Below are 15,877 nucleotides of genomic sequence, written 5' to 3' on the forward strand. Positions count from 1 at the left end.
CCTGCCAGGGATGCATTCACTACATCCCTGATCAGTGATTTACTTGCCCAGGATCTCGGTCAACATCCGCTCCACACCAACGGTCCAGTCCGGCAGCACCAGATCGAAGGTGCGCTGGAATTTGCTGGTATCAAGGCGAGAGTTATGGGGGCGTTTGGCCGGGGTCGGGAAAGCGCTGGTCGGCACCGCATTGAGTTGTGTGACCGCCAGTTCAACCCCGGCCTCTCTGGCTTTAGCAAACACCAGCTGGGCGTAGTCAAACCAGGTGGTGGTGCCGGAGGCAATCAGATGGTACAGCCCGGTAACCTCGGGTTTGCTCTGCGCTACGCGGATCGCATGGGCGGTGCAATCGGCCAGCAACTCGGCGCCCGTCGGGGCGCCGAACTGGTCATTGATGACTGACATCTCGCTACGCTCTTTGCCAAAACGCAACATGGTCTTGGCAAAGTTGGCGCCACGGGCAGCATAGACCCAGCTGGTGCGGAAGATCAGGTGACGCGAGCACAGGGCCGCAGCCTGCTCACCCGCCAGCTTGGTCTCGCCGTAAACGTTGAGCGGAGCGGTCGCATCGGTTTCAAGCCAAGGGCGCTCACCACTGCCATCGAACACATAGTCGGTCGAGTAGTGAACCAACCAGGCTCCCAATGCCTCCGCTTCTTTGGCAATCGCCGCCACACTCGTGGCGTTGAGCAGCTCGGCAAACTCCCGCTCGCTCTCCGCTTTGTCGACTGCGGTATGGGCCGCGGCGTTGACAATCACGTCCGGCTTGAGCAGACGTACCGTTTCGGCCACGCCGGCCGGCTTGCTGAAGTCGCCGCAGTAATCGGTTGAGTCAAAATCGACGGCAGTGATACGGCCCAGCGGCGCCAGTGCACGTTGCAGCTCCCAGCCAACCTGACCATTCTTGCCAAACAGCAGAATATGCATCAGGCACGCTCCCCGTAGTTTTGTTCAATCCAGGATTGATAAGACCCGCTCTTCACGTTGTTGACCCAGTGCTGATTATCCAGATACCACTGCACAGTTTTGCGAATACCCGACTCGAAAGTCTCCTCTGGCTGCCAATCGAGCTCGGCGCTCATCTTGCTGGCATCGATGGCATAACGGCGATCGTGACCGGGGCGATCCGCCACATAGGTGATTTGATCACGATAGGACCCGGCTTTTGGTACCATCTCATCGAGCAGGTCACAGATGGTATGCACGACTTCCAGATTTTGTTTCTCGTTATGGCCGCCGATGTTGTAGGTCTCACCGATGACACCTGTGGTGACCACGGTATAAAGCGCGCGGGCGTGGTCTTCCACATAGAGCCAGTCACGGATCTGGTCTCCCTTGCCGTACACCGGCAGCGGTTTGCCATCCAGCGCGTTGAGGATCACCAGCGGGATCAGCTTCTCGGGGAAATGGTACGGGCCGTAGTTGTTGGAGCAGTTGGTGACGATAGTCGGCAGGCCGTAGGTTCGGCGCCAGGCACGCACCAGATGGTCGCTGGAAGCCTTGGAGGCAGAGTAAGGGCTGCTGGGTGCGTAGGGGGTGGTTTCGGTAAAGAGCGGCAGCTCCTCGCCAGGAGCAGCTTCATCGGGATGGGGCAGGTCGCCATAGACCTCGTCAGTGGAGATATGGTGGAAGCGGAAGGCCGCCTTGCCCATCTCGTCCAGGCCGTTCCAATATGCACGGGCGGCTTCCAGCAGCATGTAGGTGCCGACGATATTGGTTTCGATGAAATCGGCAGGTCCGGTGATGGAACGATCGACGTGGCTCTCTGCCGCCAGATGCATCACGGCATCGGGTTGGTGGGCGGCAAAGACCCTATCCAACTCGGCGCGGTTGCAGATATCCACCTGTTCAAAGGCATAACGTTCACTGCTGGCGACACTGGCCAAGGATTCCAGATTGCCCGCATAGGTGAGTTTATCGAGGTTGAGAACTGAGTCGTTGGTATTTTGAATAATATGACGAACGACCGCCGAGCCGATAAAGCCGGCACCGCCGGTTACAAGGATCTTCATTGAAAGGTTCCCGATTGCAATCTAATGAAAAGGAAAGATGTTTGGTAAAAGTCTGCTGCTGTGTATCACTCTGTTTTTTCTTCATAAAGTAAAGTGATTACACTGAAATTACGAATGCTTGAACACACTCTGGGTCACTCGTGTGGGCATGCGAACTATCTGTCTGTTGCCAGAAAGGTCTTCAAGACGAGAGGATTAACGGCGATGAACCAACGCAAGATTGAAATGGATAAATGATCACGCTACCGCCCCTGAGTTACAGCTCCCAACATGCTACTTTTAACCTGATTGTGCGCGCTGTTGGTCATCATATCCTCCAGCTTCTTGTTTTACTTGATGCCTGACAATGGCGTCACATCACATTGCTCACCAGGTATTCCTGGCGCCTGCATTGCCCACATTTTGGGCAGTTAACCCGATTTTGGGCCAGATTCTATCTCGTTTGGCCTGTGGATGAACAGTCAAAACATCACAGGCTATATGCCCGTTATGGATTCATTAATATCTTTGTAGTTATTGTTAACTCTCTACCAAAGAACCCCAATCCCAACAATGAGAGACATTGCCTTACCTGGCCATTGCTCTTGTAGAAGAGAAAAGTCACTTTTTTTCAAGTTCTTACAAACGATGTGAGTGGACGCGACATCAGAGCCAAGATTGTGTTGCCAGGCATAGTCTTCACGCTGTAAACCGCCTAAAGCATAAGGATTTCCCGGTCCCGGCCCGTGCGATAGGAACGGTCGCAACCCTTGGTACTGAAGTGCTGGGTGAGCCCAAGGTTGCCGTTAGCTTTGGTTGAGGGGTCATGAATCCGCCTGGTCACGGAGTGAGGCGGAGCGATGATAATAAAGGCAGACACGATTCAGTCCCGATACAGGGGGGTTATGTAGGATCCTCGTTGACTCTCCCCCTTAGACACCCTCTAATTGACAGCCTGGACCCTTATCATCATGCATCTTATGAAAATCCTACTGGTCGAAGACGACAAGCTGCTCAATCATCACCTCACCACGCTGTTGACCGAGGCCCAGAATCAAGTTCACAGCACCGACAGTGCCCAGGTGGCGCTGCACTATGCGGCCGACTACCCCATCGACGTGGGCATCATCGATCTGGGCCTCCCGGACATGGACGGCCTGCAGCTCATCAGCCGACTGCGCGAACAGCAGATCCCCTTCCCCATCATAGTCCTGACGGCCCGGGGCAACTGGCAAGACAAGGTGGAGGGTCTGGAGGCCGGCGCCGACGACTATCTGGTCAAGCCCTTCCAGAAAGACGAGCTGCTCGCCCGCCTCAATGCCCTGGTACGCCGCAGCGCCGGTTTCATCTCCCCCAGGGTGAAGGCGGGTGACTACGAGCTGGATCTCTCCCGCAAGGAGCTCACCGTCGCCGGCGAAGTCACAGTGCTCACCAGTTTCGAGTATCTGATCCTGGAATACCTGATGCGCAACGCCCGCCAGGTGGTTTCCAAGCAACAGCTGCTGGATCAACTCTATGGCGATGGCGAAGGGGATCCGAACACCATAGAGGTGATGGTGAGCCGACTGCGCAAGAAGCTGGATCCGGAAGGGGTCATATCACCCATCTCCACCATCCGCCGTCAGGGTTACATCTTCAACCTCTCCTGCAGCTGATGCCCCGTTTCATGCTGCACCCCATGCAACTGATCCGCCGCTCGCTGCACCTCAAGCTGATGCTGAGCGCCATGCTGGTCATCGCGCTTATCATGACCTTCTCCGTCTATATCCTCTATCTTGGTCACGCCGAGGAGCAGGCGCAGAAGGCCAGCATCCGCATGCAGGAGAATCTCTCCAAGCTCTTCTCCTCCAAGCAGCCCGATCCCCATGCCATCACGGATCTCGGCAACATTACCCCGGATGCCATCGACCCCAATCTCGACACCCTGATCTGCCGCTCCGACGGTGAGCTGAGCTGGTCCAGCCTGCACATGCCTGAGGTGATCACCATGAAGGGGACCATCTGCCGGGATCTGATGAAATACCTTGGCGGCCTGGATCAGGACTATTTCTTCAAGCTGCACACCATCAAGAACGGCGAGAGCTACTTCATCTACAGCCTGCGCTTCCTGCGCAACCACGGCGACGGCCCCACCACCTACTACGTGGTCATGGTCGATTCCGCCAAGCGTTACCAGGCCCAGACCCGGGAGTATCTCTACCGCTGCATTCGTCAGGCGCTGCTCTCTTATTGCCTGCTCGGGGCCCTGCTGCTGCTGACCAGCTTCTGGAGTCTCTCCTCCCTGCGCACCATGGCGCGGCAGATTGACGAGATCCGCGCAGGCTCCCGGGAGTCGCTCTCCAACGACTACGAGCGGGAGCTGACGCCACTGACCGAGTCGGTCAACCAGCTGCTGGAGAACGAACGCCAGCAGACCCAGCGGTACCAGCACGCCCTGAACGATCTGGCTCACAGCCTGAAAACCCGGCTGGCGCTCATCCAGATCACCGCTCAGGAGCTCAAGCTCGGTCACGATATCCATGACAACATCAGTGAACAGATCACCACCATGGATCAGATCATCCAGTACCAGCTGCGCCGGGCTGTCACCGGACGAAAACGCCTTGCCAGCAAGGGTACCGAGCCTGTGCCCCTCATCGAGAAGCTGCTGGCCAGCCTCACCAAGGTCTACCGCCACAAGAAGCTGCAGACCGGCTTCCAGTTTGATGACGATGTCTTCTTTCACGGTGAACAGGGCGATCTGATGGAGCTGATGGGCAACCTGCTCGACAACGCCTGCAAGTTTGCCATCAGCGAGATCCAGGTGCGGGTCAACCGCCAGGGCAGCGGCCTGCTCATCGTGGTGGAAGACGACGGCCCCGGCATAGACCCCGGCAAATCGCGGCAGATCTTCCAGCGCGGGGTGCGGGCAGACAGCTCCCCCGGCCAGGGGATAGGGCTAGCGGTGGTGACCGAAATCGTGCACAGCTATGGCGGCAAGATCCGGGTTGACGAATCACCACTCGGTGGCGCCAGGTTCCATATCACCCTCCCCTGATACTGCGATAAGGGCCCATGCCATGGGCCCTTCCTTACCTCTATCTCCATGCAGGCTCTACCCTGCCTGGATCCAGCACCTTCTAGATCCTTCCATCATTCCCAGACCACTTTATGAGGGTTCACCGGCCCTGCCACATCCTCCTGGATACGGCGTCGCCTATGGTTCCCTCATAGGGGGAATGCCACGACATCAGGTGGACAGACATAAAAAAACCGGCCGCAAGGGCCGGTGAAACAGTTCAGGCTTGTCAGGTGACAATTCGCACCCAGCGGATGAAGACAGCTTCCAATTCCCTGTGAAACCCTGCCCTCTTGAGTACGTGATCTCACTCTACGCCAGGGTCACTGAATCGGGACTGAACCATTTGTGCATTCTTTATCCGCCTCAGAGGCGGATCCCGAGGGACTGGCGCAGATAGGCGCCCGCCCCCAGCAGGCCGGGGCCCTCATGGGTGATGAGGAACACCGGGATGTCCTTCAGATAAGGCTTGAAGCGCCCCTTGTCCTCGAAGGCGACCCGAAAACCGGAGCCGATGAAGAACTCCTGGAAGCGGGGCACTATGCCGCCGGCGATGTAGACGCCGCCGAAGGTGCCCAGGTTGAGGGCCAGGTTGCCGGCAAAACGGCCCATGAGCACGCAGAACAGGCTCAGGGTACGGCGGCAATCGAGGCAGTCACCCGCCAGCGCCCGCTCGGTGATGTCTTTGGGGGCAAAGGGCTCGGGTTCACGGCCGTCGGATTTGACCAGGCCGCGATAGAGATTGACCAATCCCGGGCCCGACAGGAAACGCTCGGCCGACACATGGCCCAACTCGCCACGCATCACCTGCAGCACGGCATCTTCCTCTTCCGTGTTGGCGGCGAAATCCACGTGACCGCCCTCCCCCGGCAGACTGAGCCACTGCTCGCCCACCTGCACCAGGTGCGCCACCCCAAGGCCGGTACCTGCGCCATAGATGGCGATGGGCTTGCCGGCCACGGGGGCGGCCCCCCCGAGCTGGATGCGATCCGCCTCAGCCAGCACCGGGACGGCCATGGAAACGGCGGTGAAATCGTTGATCACCTGCAGGCGATCCAGGCCGAGGTTGCTCTGCATCTCGCGGATGGAGAACTCCCAGCTGTGGTTGGTCATGGCGACCCAGTCGCCATTGATGGGACAGGCGATGGCAATGCAGGCTTCGCCCACCTTGACGCCATGCTCCTCCAGATAGAGGCGCACCACGGCCTCGAGGCTGGGGTGGGCCAGCCCGGAATAGGTCTTTGCCTGGGAAATGGCGCCAGTCGCCAGCTCACAGAGGGCCAGCCGGGCATTGGTACCGCCTACGTCGCCCACCAGCGCATGGGTATGCTGCATAACAAACTCCTTCGTTACCGACTCGGGGCGGCCCTTACCGTCCCGACCTTGTTATTTGGCTGCAATACTACCCGAGCCCCTCCCCTTGCGGCGCGTTGGATGAATGCAACTGTGCGCCCGCTCACAGTGTTGTTGCTTTGCAACATTTGTAAGCGTTTTCAAGGGGTGGATGGAAGTTTGTAACCAAAAACACGAAATAATTAGACATGAGTCATACTTTATGGGGACGAGATTAGTTCCGATAAGCGCTTGTCTTGTATAGTCATCAAGTAGATTGGAAACCTGCTTGAGCTGTGAATTTAGTGCACAGACACTGAAGTTAAATTACAAAAATGCCTGGTGGTAATGATGAATACCCTCGATAAAATTACGAACAATTTGGAAAGTTTCAGTAAATCAGAGCGTAAGGTGGCTGAAGTGATCCTGGCGTCGCCCCAGACCGCCATTCACTCCAGCATTGCCACCCTCGCCAAGCTGGCCGATGTCAGCGAACCGACCGTCAATCGCTTCTGCCGCCGTCTCGATACCAAAGGCTTTCCCGATTTCAAGCTGCACCTGGCCCAGAGCCTGGCCAACGGTACCCCTTATGTGAACCGCCACGTAGAGGCGGAAGACGGGCCAGACACCTATACCGCCAAGATCTTCGAATCCACCATGGCCTGCCTCGATGCGGCCAAGAACAGCCTGGACATTTCCGCCATCAACCGCTGCGTCGACATCCTGACCCAGTCCAAGAAGATCAGCTTCTTCGGCCTGGGCGCCTCTTCCGCCGTGGCCCGCGATGCCCAGAACAAATTCTTCCGCTTCAACATCCCCGTGGTGAGCTTCGAGGACATCGTCATGATGCGCATGAGCTGCATCAACAGCAGTGAAGGGGATGTGGTGGTGCTGATCTCCCACACCGGCCGCACCAAGGCACTGGTAGAGATCGCAGCCCTGGCCCGTGAAAACGATGCCACCGTCATCGGCATGACAGCCAAGGACTCCCCCCTGGCCCGCGAGTGCAACCTGGTGCTCTCCATGGACGTGCCGGAAGACACCGACGTCTACATGCCCATGGCGTCCCGCATCGCCCAGCTCGCCCTGGTGGACGTGCTGGCCACCGGCTTCACCCTGCGCCGTGGCATGAAATTTCGCGAAAACCTGAAGAAAGTCAAAGAAGGTTTGCGCGAATCCCGCTTTGATACCCCGCATAATTCCTGAATCATTCGGGGGTCCGCCCCCGACTGTCTAAGCCACCGGGCTTGGTGTAGTATCGTAATTCAATGACACAAGGCCACCCAGATGGCCTGCAAGCAGGCGCCATGCCACACGCTTGACGGGGCAGTATTTCAAGTCATATCAACTTCACATCGGAGTCTTTCATGCCAAGACGAACAAAGATTGTAACCACACTCGGTCCGGCGACCGATCGCGACGGCATCCTCGAGGGGATCATCCGCGCCGGTGCCGACATGGTGCGGATGAACTTCTCTCACGGCACTCCTGAAGATCATATCCAGCGCGCCAACCAGGTGCGTGAAATCGCCGCCAAGCTGGGCCGTCATGTGGCCATCATGGGTGACCTGCAAGGCCCCAAGATCCGCGTTTCCACCTTCAAGGATGGCAAGGTCTACCTCGCCATCGGTGACAAGTTCATTCTCGATGCCGCCCTCGGCAAGGGCGAAGGCTGCCAGGAGCAGGTCGGCATCGACTACAAGAGTCTGCCAAACGACGTGGTGGCCGGCGACATCCTGTTGCTGGACGACGGCCGTGTGCAGCTGAAGGTCGAGCAGGTTGAAGGCACCCGCATCCACACCACGGTCACCGTGGCCGGGCCGCTCTCCAACAACAAGGGGATCAACAAGAAGGGCGGTGGTCTCTCCGCGCCGGCCCTGACCGAGAAGGACAAGGAAGACATCAAGACCGCCGCCCGCATGAACGTGGACTACCTGGCTGTCTCCTTCCCCCGCAGCGGCGATGATCTGCGCTACGCCCGCGAACTGGCCCGAGAAGCCGGCTCAAACGCCAAGATCGTGGCCAAGGTCGAGCGTGCCGAGACCGTTGCCAGCGACGAGGCGATGGAAGACATCATCCTTGGCTCCGACGCCGTCATGGTGGCCCGTGGCGATCTCGGCGTCGAGATCGGCGATCCCGAGCTGGTTGGCGTGCAGAAGAAGCTGATCCGCCACTCCCGTCGCCTGAACCGGGTGGTGATCACCGCGACCCAGATGATGGAGTCCATGATCAACGCCCCGCTGCCGACCCGTGCCGAAGTGATGGACGTGGCCAACGCCGTGCTGGACGGCACCGATGCGGTGATGCTCTCCGCCGAAACCGCCGCCGGCCAGTTCCCCATCGAGACCGTGACCTCCATGGCCAGCGTCTGCGTGGGCGCCGAGAAGCACCCAAGCCTGAATGTCTCCAACCACCGCATGAGCTATACCTTCACCTCGGTGGAAGAGGCGGTCGCCATGTCCACCATGTACGCGGCCAACCACCTGGAAGGGGTCAAGGCGATCGTGGCGCTGACCGAATCCGGCACTACCCCGCTGCTGATGTCCCGCATCAGCTCCGGCCTGCCAATCTTCGCCATGTCTCCCCACAACAAGACCCTGGCCTGGACCAACCTCTACCGTGGCGTGACCCCGGTACTGTTCGACGGCGACGAGAGCAAGCCGGTGTACGAGGTGTGCCGCGAGGCGCTCGACGTGCTCAAGGCCAAGGGCCTGGTCCAGAGCGGCGACATGGTGCTGCTGACCCATGGCGACAAGATGGAAACCGTGGGCAGTACCAACACCTGCAAGGTGATGATGGTCGAGTAATCGCTCGCCTGGACATCGACAAAAACGGCTCCTGCGGGAGCCGTTTTTTATGGCGTCATACCCGGTTCAACCACGAAACAGCTCCACCTTGTCCCCATCCTGCAGGCTGCCTGCCCCGCGCACCACTACCCTGTCCCCCAGCTTGAGCGCCCCGCTCACCGCCACCTGCCGGTTGTCGCCAAACAGCACGGTCACCGGCACCCGGTTCACGGTCAGCGCCTCGCCGCGCTGCTCCACCTGATAGACCACGCTCCCCTCGGTGCCGAGCACCAGGGCATCCCGTGGCAGCAGCATGGTCTGCTGCTCCCCCAGCGGCAGCGCCACCCGCACTGGCGAGCCGATGATGAAACTGCCCGGCTCGGGCCTGAGGCGCAGCTCGATGAGCCGCGACTTGGGATCGGCACTGGCCGCCCGCTGGTAATAGGTGGCGTGGCTGCTGATCTGCTCCCCCTCGACCCGCAACCTGGCCTGATCTTCCAACTGACTGGCCCAGACAATGGGGGCCCGCAGCCGGATATCCGGCTGATCCGGGTTGACCAGCTCCAGCGCCTGCTCCCCCGCATCCACGTGCTCCCCTGGCTGGATGAAGTGCTCGTTCACCACACCATCGAAGGGGGCGAAGATGTGGGTCCTCTGCAGTTGCGCCTCGATCTGGCGCACCTGTACCCGTGCCAGTTGCTCGGCCAGTTCGGCCTGCTCCACGTCGTAACGCGCCTTGTCGTACTGACTCTGGGAGGCGCTCTTCTGCTGGTGCAGTCGATCGAGCCGCTGGAACTCGGCACGTGCGTAGCGCAGGTTGCTTGCCTCTCTCGCCTGTTCTGCCCGTGACTGTTCAAGAGAGAGGCGCAGGGTGGCCGCGTCCAGGCGCAGCAGCTCATCCCCCTTGCTGACCCGGCTGCCAAACTCGGCTATCCACTCCACCCGGCCGCTCACCTCGGTGCTAAGCGCCGCCTGCTGGCGGCTAGCGACCGTGCCGCTGACCCAGATGCTGGCTCCCGTCTCCCCCTGGGTCACGTCCGCCAGAGTCACCATCTTTGCTTCAACCGGCGCTATGGCCAGCAGGGCCACCGCCACCATCATCCTTGTGAATACAGGTTTCATTGATGAGCTCCTTGCTCAGGCCCGCTGCCGGATGGCATGCGGCGCGTCGACCCGCTCACCCAGCCTCAGGAAGGCAGGCAACAGGATCAGAGTAAACAGGGTGCTGCAACTCATGCCGCCGACGATGACGGTAGCCAGCCCCCGGTAGATTTCACTCCCCTCGCTCGGGCTCAGCATCAGCGGCAACATGCCGAAGATGCTGGTGAGGCTGGTCATGGCGATGGGGCGCATCCGGCTTTGCAGGGCATCGGCCACCGCCAGCTGGCGACTCATCCCCTCTCGCTCCGCCGTGCGAGTCTGGTGTACCAGCAGGATGGCGTTGTTGACCACCAACCCCAGCAGGATGACGAAGCCGATGATGGTGAGCAGATCCATCGGCAGCGGCACCAGCAATCCGCTCAGACGCAGCGCCAGCACACCGCCGACGGCGGCAAGCGGCAAGGTCAGCAGCACCAGCACGGCATCCTTGAGGGAGGCGAACACTCCCCACAGCAGGATGAGCAGGCTCAGCACCGCAAACAGGAAGATGCTGCCCAGGTTGTCCAGCGCCTGCTGCAGGCTGTCGGCATTGCCGGCGATCTGCAGCTCCCCGCCAGCCGGCAGTATGGGTCTGATGGTGGCAAAACTCTTGCTCTGCAGGGTCTCCAGCACCTGCTCCATGCTCATGCCTTCCGGTGGGGTGATCATGAGCTGGATGCTGCGCCGGCCATCGGCCCGGAAGATGCTTTCCGGCCCGAGAGCAGGCTCCACCCGCAGCAGTTCGCCGAGGGGGACGATGCGCCCGGATGGGGTCGCAAGCGGCACCGCCTTGAGTTCATCCGGATTGGCCGAGCTCTGCCCTATCAGCAGGATGTCCAGCCTGTCTTCCCCATCGAAATACTCGCCGACCCGCAGGCCGTCGCCGAAGGTCTGGATGATGGTGGGCATGGGGGTGCGATCCCAGCCTACCTCGGCCAGACGCCTGTCTTGCGGCACCAGCCTCAGCTCGGGGGCGGTGAAGTCGAGACCTGGCTCTGGCCTGACCTGGGCCCCCGGCAGGTCCTTTTGTACTATGGCCATGCTCTCGCGGGCCGCTTGATAGAGCTCGGGCAGGGTGCCCCCCTGAATAAGCAATGAGATGCTGTTCTCGCTGTCAAAGCCGCCAAACAGGGAGCCTTGGCCGCCGAAGACCCGGGTGTCCGGGATATTGGTGAGCAGCTTGTCCATCAGCAGGCGCTCGAGCACCTTGATCCGGGTCTCGTCTCTGGGGCGCACCCCGATCTGGGCGCCACCCGGGTAGCGCAAGATGTAGTAGTTCTTGAGGGCCGGCTCCTTCTCCCCCTTCATGTAAGGGTCGAGGCGGGCGATTAGGGTATCGATCACCTCCTCCCTCTGTGCTTTGGGATTGACCCCCGGGGTGAAGCTCATCCAGACGTCGATGGCGTCACGTTTCACGTCCGGCAGGTAGTTCATCTTGGGCAGCAGCAGCCAGCTGGCGAGCACGGGCAGGCTCATCATCAGGAGGATGACGAGCCTGCGCCGATGGGGAGTCGCTGTCCAGCGGATCACGTGGCGGGTGGTGCGCCGCCAGAGCCCGTCATAGGGGTCGACCAGTCGCTCGCGCCCCATCCAGCGCGCCGCCACGGCGGGCAGTACGGTCACCGCCACCATCATGGAGACGGTCACGGCGCAGGCGATGGTCAGCGCAAGATCGGCAAACAACTGCCCTTCCACGTCGTTGAGCAAGAGCACCGGCAAGAAGATGGCCACCGTGGTCAGGGTCGAGGCCACCAGCGCCGTCCACACCCGGCTGGTGCCTTCCAGTGCCGCCTCCGCCTTGCTGACATCCCCCGGCTCGGTGCGGCGATAGATGCTCTCCAGCACCACGATGGCGGCATCCAGCACCATGCCGACCGCGAAGGCGATGCCGGCGAGGGAGATGACGTTGAGGGTGCGCCCCATCACCTTGAGCAGACAGAATGTGAGCATGATACTGATGGGAATGGCAATCGCTATCATCAGGGTCGCCTTGATCTGGCGCAGGAAGACCCAGAGGATGGCGCAGGAGAGCAGCACCCCCAGCCCCAGGTTGGCGGTGACCATGCCCACCGCCCGGTTAATGTAGAGGGAGGCGTCAAACGACTGCTCCATGTGCAGGCCGACCGGCTCCAACACCTCACGGTTGAGCTCCCCGACCTTGGCCTTGATCCCCTCCAGCGCCGCCAGGGCGTTGGCGCCACTCTCCTTGAAGATCTGGGCCGCGATGGCGGTGTTGCCGTTCTGGATGCGCAGTACCGGGTTATCCTCTCGGGCCAATCGCACCTCGGCCACGTCCCGCAGGTAGATGGGCAGGCCGTCGCGCCAGTCCACCACCTTGTCCCCCAGCGTCTCCACGTCGTAGCGCCCGGCGAAGCGCAGCTTGTACTCCCAGCGGCCGATGTCGAGAGTGCCGGCGGAGACATCCCAGTCGGTGCTGGCCCGACTGGCGAGCACCGGGATCTCCACCCCCAGCTCGGCGGCACGGTAAGGATCGAAGCGTACCTGGATCTGGCGCTCGTTGATCCCCTCTACCTCCACGGTGGAAACCCCGGGTATCCGCTCCAGCTCCGGCTTGACCCTTGCCTCGATCAGCGCCTGATGATCGTCGATCACCCCCTTGGCGCCGGGCAGTTGCTGGATGAAGAAGAAGGTGAGGGTGTCGTTGCTGCTGTAGTTGTTGACGTAGGGGCCGTCGATCCTGTCCGGCAGGCCGGAGACCCGGTTAAGCCGCGAGATGACGTCGAGCTGGGCCCGCTGCATGTCAGTGCCGAGAGCAAACGCCATGTTGATCTCGGTGAAGCCGGGGTAGCTGTTGCTGCCGATGCTTTTCAGCCCCTGCACACCCTGCATCTCCTGCTCGATGGGGTCGGTTACCTCCGACTCCATCTCCTGGGGCGAGGCGGAGCGCCAGCTCACCGAGATGTTGAGGTGGGGACGGTCTATGTCGGGGAACAGCTGGATCGGCAGCCCCCGGATGCTGAGCAGGCCCAGCACGAAAATAAGCACGACCGAGACCGCCACCCAGATGGGGCGTTCGATCGCCGTTTTGGCGAGGTTCATTCACTCTTCCTGAGTTGTTGTTATCGGCCATTCCGCTGGCCTTGCTTCCTGCCCCAAGGGTGGGGGCCATTGCATTAAACTGGAATTAATCGGCCTTGTAAATGCCTGGTTAAACAACAAAAAAACCGGCCACATGGGCCGGTTCTGCAATCGAGCATCAGACTCAGGCGGCGTGCACCGCCGGGGCCGGTTGAGACAGCCCTTCCAGCTCGCCCGGGGCGAAGTTGTCCACCTGGATCGCCTCGTAGCGCAGGGCATCGGCGGCCAGCAGCTTGTCCGCCTCCTCCTTGCCGAGGATGGACTGGGACAGGGCCGCGGCCACCAGCTCCGGCAGGGCCATCTTGCGGGGCAGTTTGCCCTCTTTCTGGGCCTGCACCAGCTTCTTCTCGATGGGCTGCACCGCCACCATGGCCTGGAAGGCACGCTCCATCAGACCAACAGGGTCAGCGTCATCCTTGCCCACGTAGCAGAGTGCGGTCAGACGATCGCGGAACTCGCCCGGGGTCATCATGGCCAGACAGATGGCGTGGCAGCGATCGTCCGCCGGCATCTTGTAGCCCACACCGAACGGGAACACCACACGCTTGAGCACGGCACCGACCACCTTGTTCGGGAAGTTCTGGAAGAAGCCCTCGAACGCCTTGCCGATGAGGTAAAGATTGCGCTCCACCGCGTACTGCACGAACGGCAGATCCGAGACCATGCGACCCTGATCCTCGTAGTGCTTGAGGGTCGCGGAGGCCAGATAGAGGTGGCTCAACACGTCACCCAGACGGGCGGAGATCATCTCCTTGCGCTTGAGATCGCCACCCAGCATCAGCATGGACACGTCGGCACACAAGGCCAGCCCTTTACTCATGCGAGAGAGCTGCTTGTAGTAGCGGGCGGTTTCGCCTCCCACGGGAGCATTGTTGAACTGCCCCAGGGTCAGCCCCTGGAACAGGGCACCGAAGAAGTTGCCGGTGCCGAACGCGATGTGCTTCATCAGCAGGGCGTCAAACTTCTCAAGGCCACGTTCCACGTCGGTGTCGGCCGCCGCTTCCAGCTCGGCAAACACGTAGGGGTGACAGCGAGTGGCACCCTGCCCGAAGATCATCAAGTTGCGGGTCAGGATGTTGGCCCCCTCCACCGTGATGGCAACCGGAATGCCCATGTAGGCGTAACCGGTGTAGTTTTTCGGGCCGAGCTGGATGGCACGGCCGGCGTGGATGTCCATGGAGTCGTCCATCACCTGGCGCGCCATTTCGGTCATGTGGTACTTGGAAATCGCGGTGACGATGGCGGGTGCCTGACCGAGATCCAGGGAACCTGCCGTCATGCGGCGTGCCCCTTCCAGTTGGTAGGTGAGACCACCGATGCGGGCCAGTGCTTCCTGCACCCCTTCAAACTTGCCGATGGACATGCCAAATTGCTTGCGCACATAGGAGTAGGCGCCCACGGTGCGGCTCGCCATGTGGCCACAGGCGGTACCCAGGGCAGGCAGCGAGATGCCGCGACCGGCGGAGAGGCATTCGACCAGCATGCGCCAGCCGCGACCCGCGTATTCAGGGCCACCGATGATCCAGTCGAGCGGGATGAACACATCCTTGCCGAAGGTCGGACCATTCAGGAACGCCAGCCCCATGGGGTAGTGGCGATCGCCGACTCGCACACCCGGGTGGTTGGTCGGGATCAGGGCACAGGTGATGCCGATCTCTTCCTTGTCACCCAGCAACTTGTCCGGATCGTACATCTTGAATGCCAGACCCAGCACGGTGGCGCGAGGCGCCAGGGTGATGTAGCGTTTGTTCCAGTTCAGGCGAAGCCCGAGGACCTCCTCCCCCTTGTACATGCCCTTGCAGACGATCCCCTTGTCCGGGATGGCGCCCGCATCGGAGCCCGCTTCCGGACCGGTCAGGGCAAAGCAGGGAACTTCCTTGCCGTTGGCCAGCCCCGGCAACCAGAAGTCCTTCTGGGCCTGGGTGCCGTAGTGCATCAGCAGTTCACCCGGGCCGAGGGAGTTCGGCACCATGACGGTGACCGCCACGCTCAGGCTCTTGGTGGCGATGCGAGTGACGATGGTGGAGTTGGCAATGGCCGAGAACTCGCGGCCGCCGTAGGATTTCGGGATGATCAGGGCGAAGAAGCCTTCTTTCTTCAGATAGTCCCACACCGGCTCCGGCAGGTCTTTGGTCTCGTTGACGATCTTGAAGTCGTCCACCATGGCGAGCAGGGTCTCGACCTGATTGTCGATGAAGGCCTGCTCCTCGGCGCTCAGTTCGGCCTTGCCGTAACCATACAGTTTCTTCCAGTCCGGGTTGCCGCGAAACAGCTCGCCATCCCACCAGACGGAGCCGGCTTCCATGGCCTCCCGCTCGGTGGCCGACAAGGGCGGCAGTATCTTCTTGAAGATGCCGAACACGGGACGGGTTACCACCTTTTTACGGATGGCGGGCACGCCGAGCACTACGGCTATCGCCAGCACCAGCAGGACAAGCAATGTGATCATACCGAAGTTCCTTCTATTTCAC

10 protein-coding genes are annotated in these 15,877 nt (G+C 60.7%); 4 read left to right on the forward strand and 6 right to left on the reverse strand.

What is annotated here, in order from left to right:
• Positions 1 to 39 precede the first annotated feature (39 nt).
• Both rfbD and rfbB read right to left on the reverse strand, forming a co-directional pair.
• A complete protein-coding gene (gene rfbD, locus PG898_RS09040; RefSeq protein ID WP_270823729.1) occupies positions 40 to 927 on the reverse strand; it encodes a dTDP-4-dehydrorhamnose reductase in 888 nt (295 codons plus the stop codon).
• Positions 927 to 2,012 carry a dTDP-glucose 4,6-dehydratase gene (rfbB, locus tag PG898_RS09045; protein WP_270823728.1) on the reverse strand — a complete coding sequence of 362 codons (1,086 nt, stop codon included), beginning with the start codon at positions 2,010 to 2,012 and terminating at the stop codon, positions 927 to 929. Before rfbB ends, rfbD begins: the two co-directional genes overlap by 1 nt.
• A 959-nt stretch (positions 2,013 to 2,971) precedes the next feature.
• Between rfbB and PG898_RS09050 the strand changes: the two genes are divergently transcribed.
• Together PG898_RS09050 and PG898_RS09055 are read left to right on the forward strand one after the other, a co-directional pair.
• Positions 2,972 to 3,646 (forward strand): response regulator, encoded by a 675-nt coding sequence (locus PG898_RS09050; protein WP_042649691.1) that lies wholly within the window; start codon positions 2,972 to 2,974, stop codon positions 3,644 to 3,646.
• Positions 3,646 to 5,028 (forward strand): ATP-binding protein, encoded by a 1,383-nt coding sequence (locus tag PG898_RS09055; protein ID WP_270823726.1) that lies wholly within the window; start codon positions 3,646 to 3,648, stop codon positions 5,026 to 5,028. The genes PG898_RS09050 and PG898_RS09055 overlap by 1 nt, the downstream gene beginning before the upstream one ends.
• A 387-nt stretch (positions 5,029 to 5,415) precedes the next feature.
• Here PG898_RS09055 and glk read toward each other — a convergent pair whose 3' ends face one another.
• Positions 5,416 to 6,384 carry a glucokinase gene (gene glk / locus PG898_RS09060; protein ID WP_270823724.1) on the reverse strand — a complete coding sequence of 323 codons (969 nt, stop codon included), beginning with the start codon at positions 6,382 to 6,384 and terminating at the stop codon, positions 5,416 to 5,418.
• A gap of 348 nt (positions 6,385 to 6,732) precedes the next feature.
• Between glk and PG898_RS09065 the strand changes: the two genes are divergently transcribed.
• Complete coding sequence (locus PG898_RS09065) at positions 6,733 to 7,587, forward strand: MurR/RpiR family transcriptional regulator (RefSeq protein ID WP_171276452.1); 855 nt, start codon at positions 6,733 to 6,735, stop codon at positions 7,585 to 7,587.
• Positions 7,588 to 7,748: 161 nt separating this feature from the next.
• Positions 7,749 to 9,188: a pyruvate kinase gene (gene pyk, locus PG898_RS09070; RefSeq protein ID WP_042649695.1), complete on the forward strand. Its 1,440-nt coding sequence runs from the start codon at positions 7,749 to 7,751 to the stop codon at positions 9,186 to 9,188.
• 66 nt (positions 9,189 to 9,254) lie between these two features.
• Here pyk and PG898_RS09075 read toward each other — a convergent pair whose 3' ends face one another.
• From PG898_RS09075 to PG898_RS09085, 3 genes are all read right to left on the reverse strand, one after another.
• A complete protein-coding gene (locus tag PG898_RS09075) occupies positions 9,255 to 10,289 on the reverse strand; it encodes an efflux RND transporter periplasmic adaptor subunit (protein ID WP_270823722.1) in 1,035 nt (344 codons plus the stop codon).
• Between the two features lie 15 nt (positions 10,290 to 10,304).
• Positions 10,305 to 13,367 carry an efflux RND transporter permease subunit gene (locus PG898_RS09080; protein WP_270823720.1) on the reverse strand — a complete coding sequence of 1,021 codons (3,063 nt, stop codon included), beginning with the start codon at positions 13,365 to 13,367 and terminating at the stop codon, positions 10,305 to 10,307.
• A 163-nt stretch (positions 13,368 to 13,530) separates the two neighbouring features.
• The gene (locus PG898_RS09085; RefSeq protein ID WP_270823719.1) at positions 13,531 to 15,855 is read right to left on the reverse strand and encodes an acyl-CoA dehydrogenase; all 2,325 of its coding nucleotides are present in this window, start codon (positions 15,853 to 15,855) and stop codon (positions 13,531 to 13,533) included.
• Between the last annotated feature and the right edge of the window lie 22 nt (positions 15,856 to 15,877).

The sequence above is a fragment of the Aeromonas sp. QDB31 genome, assembly GCF_027707605.1.
Lineage (GTDB): Bacteria > Pseudomonadota > Gammaproteobacteria > Enterobacterales > Aeromonadaceae > Aeromonas > Aeromonas media.

Bases quoted from the DNA above. Each gene is read 5' to 3' on its own strand.
- rfbD (WP_270823729.1), bottom strand. From the start codon at position 927: ATGCATATTCTGCTGTTTGGCAAGAATGGTCAGGTTGGCTGGGAGCTG.
- rfbB (WP_270823728.1), bottom strand. From the start codon at position 2,012: ATGAAGATCCTTGTAACCGGCGGTGCCGGCTTTATCGGCTCGGCGGTC.
- PG898_RS09050 (WP_042649691.1), top strand. From the start codon at position 2,972: ATGAAAATCCTACTGGTCGAAGACGACAAGCTGCTCAATCATCACCTC.
- PG898_RS09055 (WP_270823726.1), top strand. From the start codon at position 3,646: ATGCCCCGTTTCATGCTGCACCCCATGCAACTGATCCGCCGCTCGCTG.
- glk (WP_270823724.1), bottom strand. From the start codon at position 6,384: ATGCAGCATACCCATGCGCTGGTGGGCGACGTAGGCGGTACCAATGCC.
- PG898_RS09065 (WP_171276452.1), top strand. From the start codon at position 6,733: ATGAATACCCTCGATAAAATTACGAACAATTTGGAAAGTTTCAGTAAA.
- pyk (WP_042649695.1), top strand. From the start codon at position 7,749: ATGCCAAGACGAACAAAGATTGTAACCACACTCGGTCCGGCGACCGAT.
- PG898_RS09075 (WP_270823722.1), bottom strand. From the start codon at position 10,289: ATGAAACCTGTATTCACAAGGATGATGGTGGCGGTGGCCCTGCTGGCC.
- PG898_RS09080 (WP_270823720.1), bottom strand. From the start codon at position 13,367: ATGAACCTCGCCAAAACGGCGATCGAACGCCCCATCTGGGTGGCGGTC.
- PG898_RS09085 (WP_270823719.1), bottom strand. From the start codon at position 15,855: ATGATCACATTGCTTGTCCTGCTGGTGCTGGCGATAGCCGTAGTGCTC.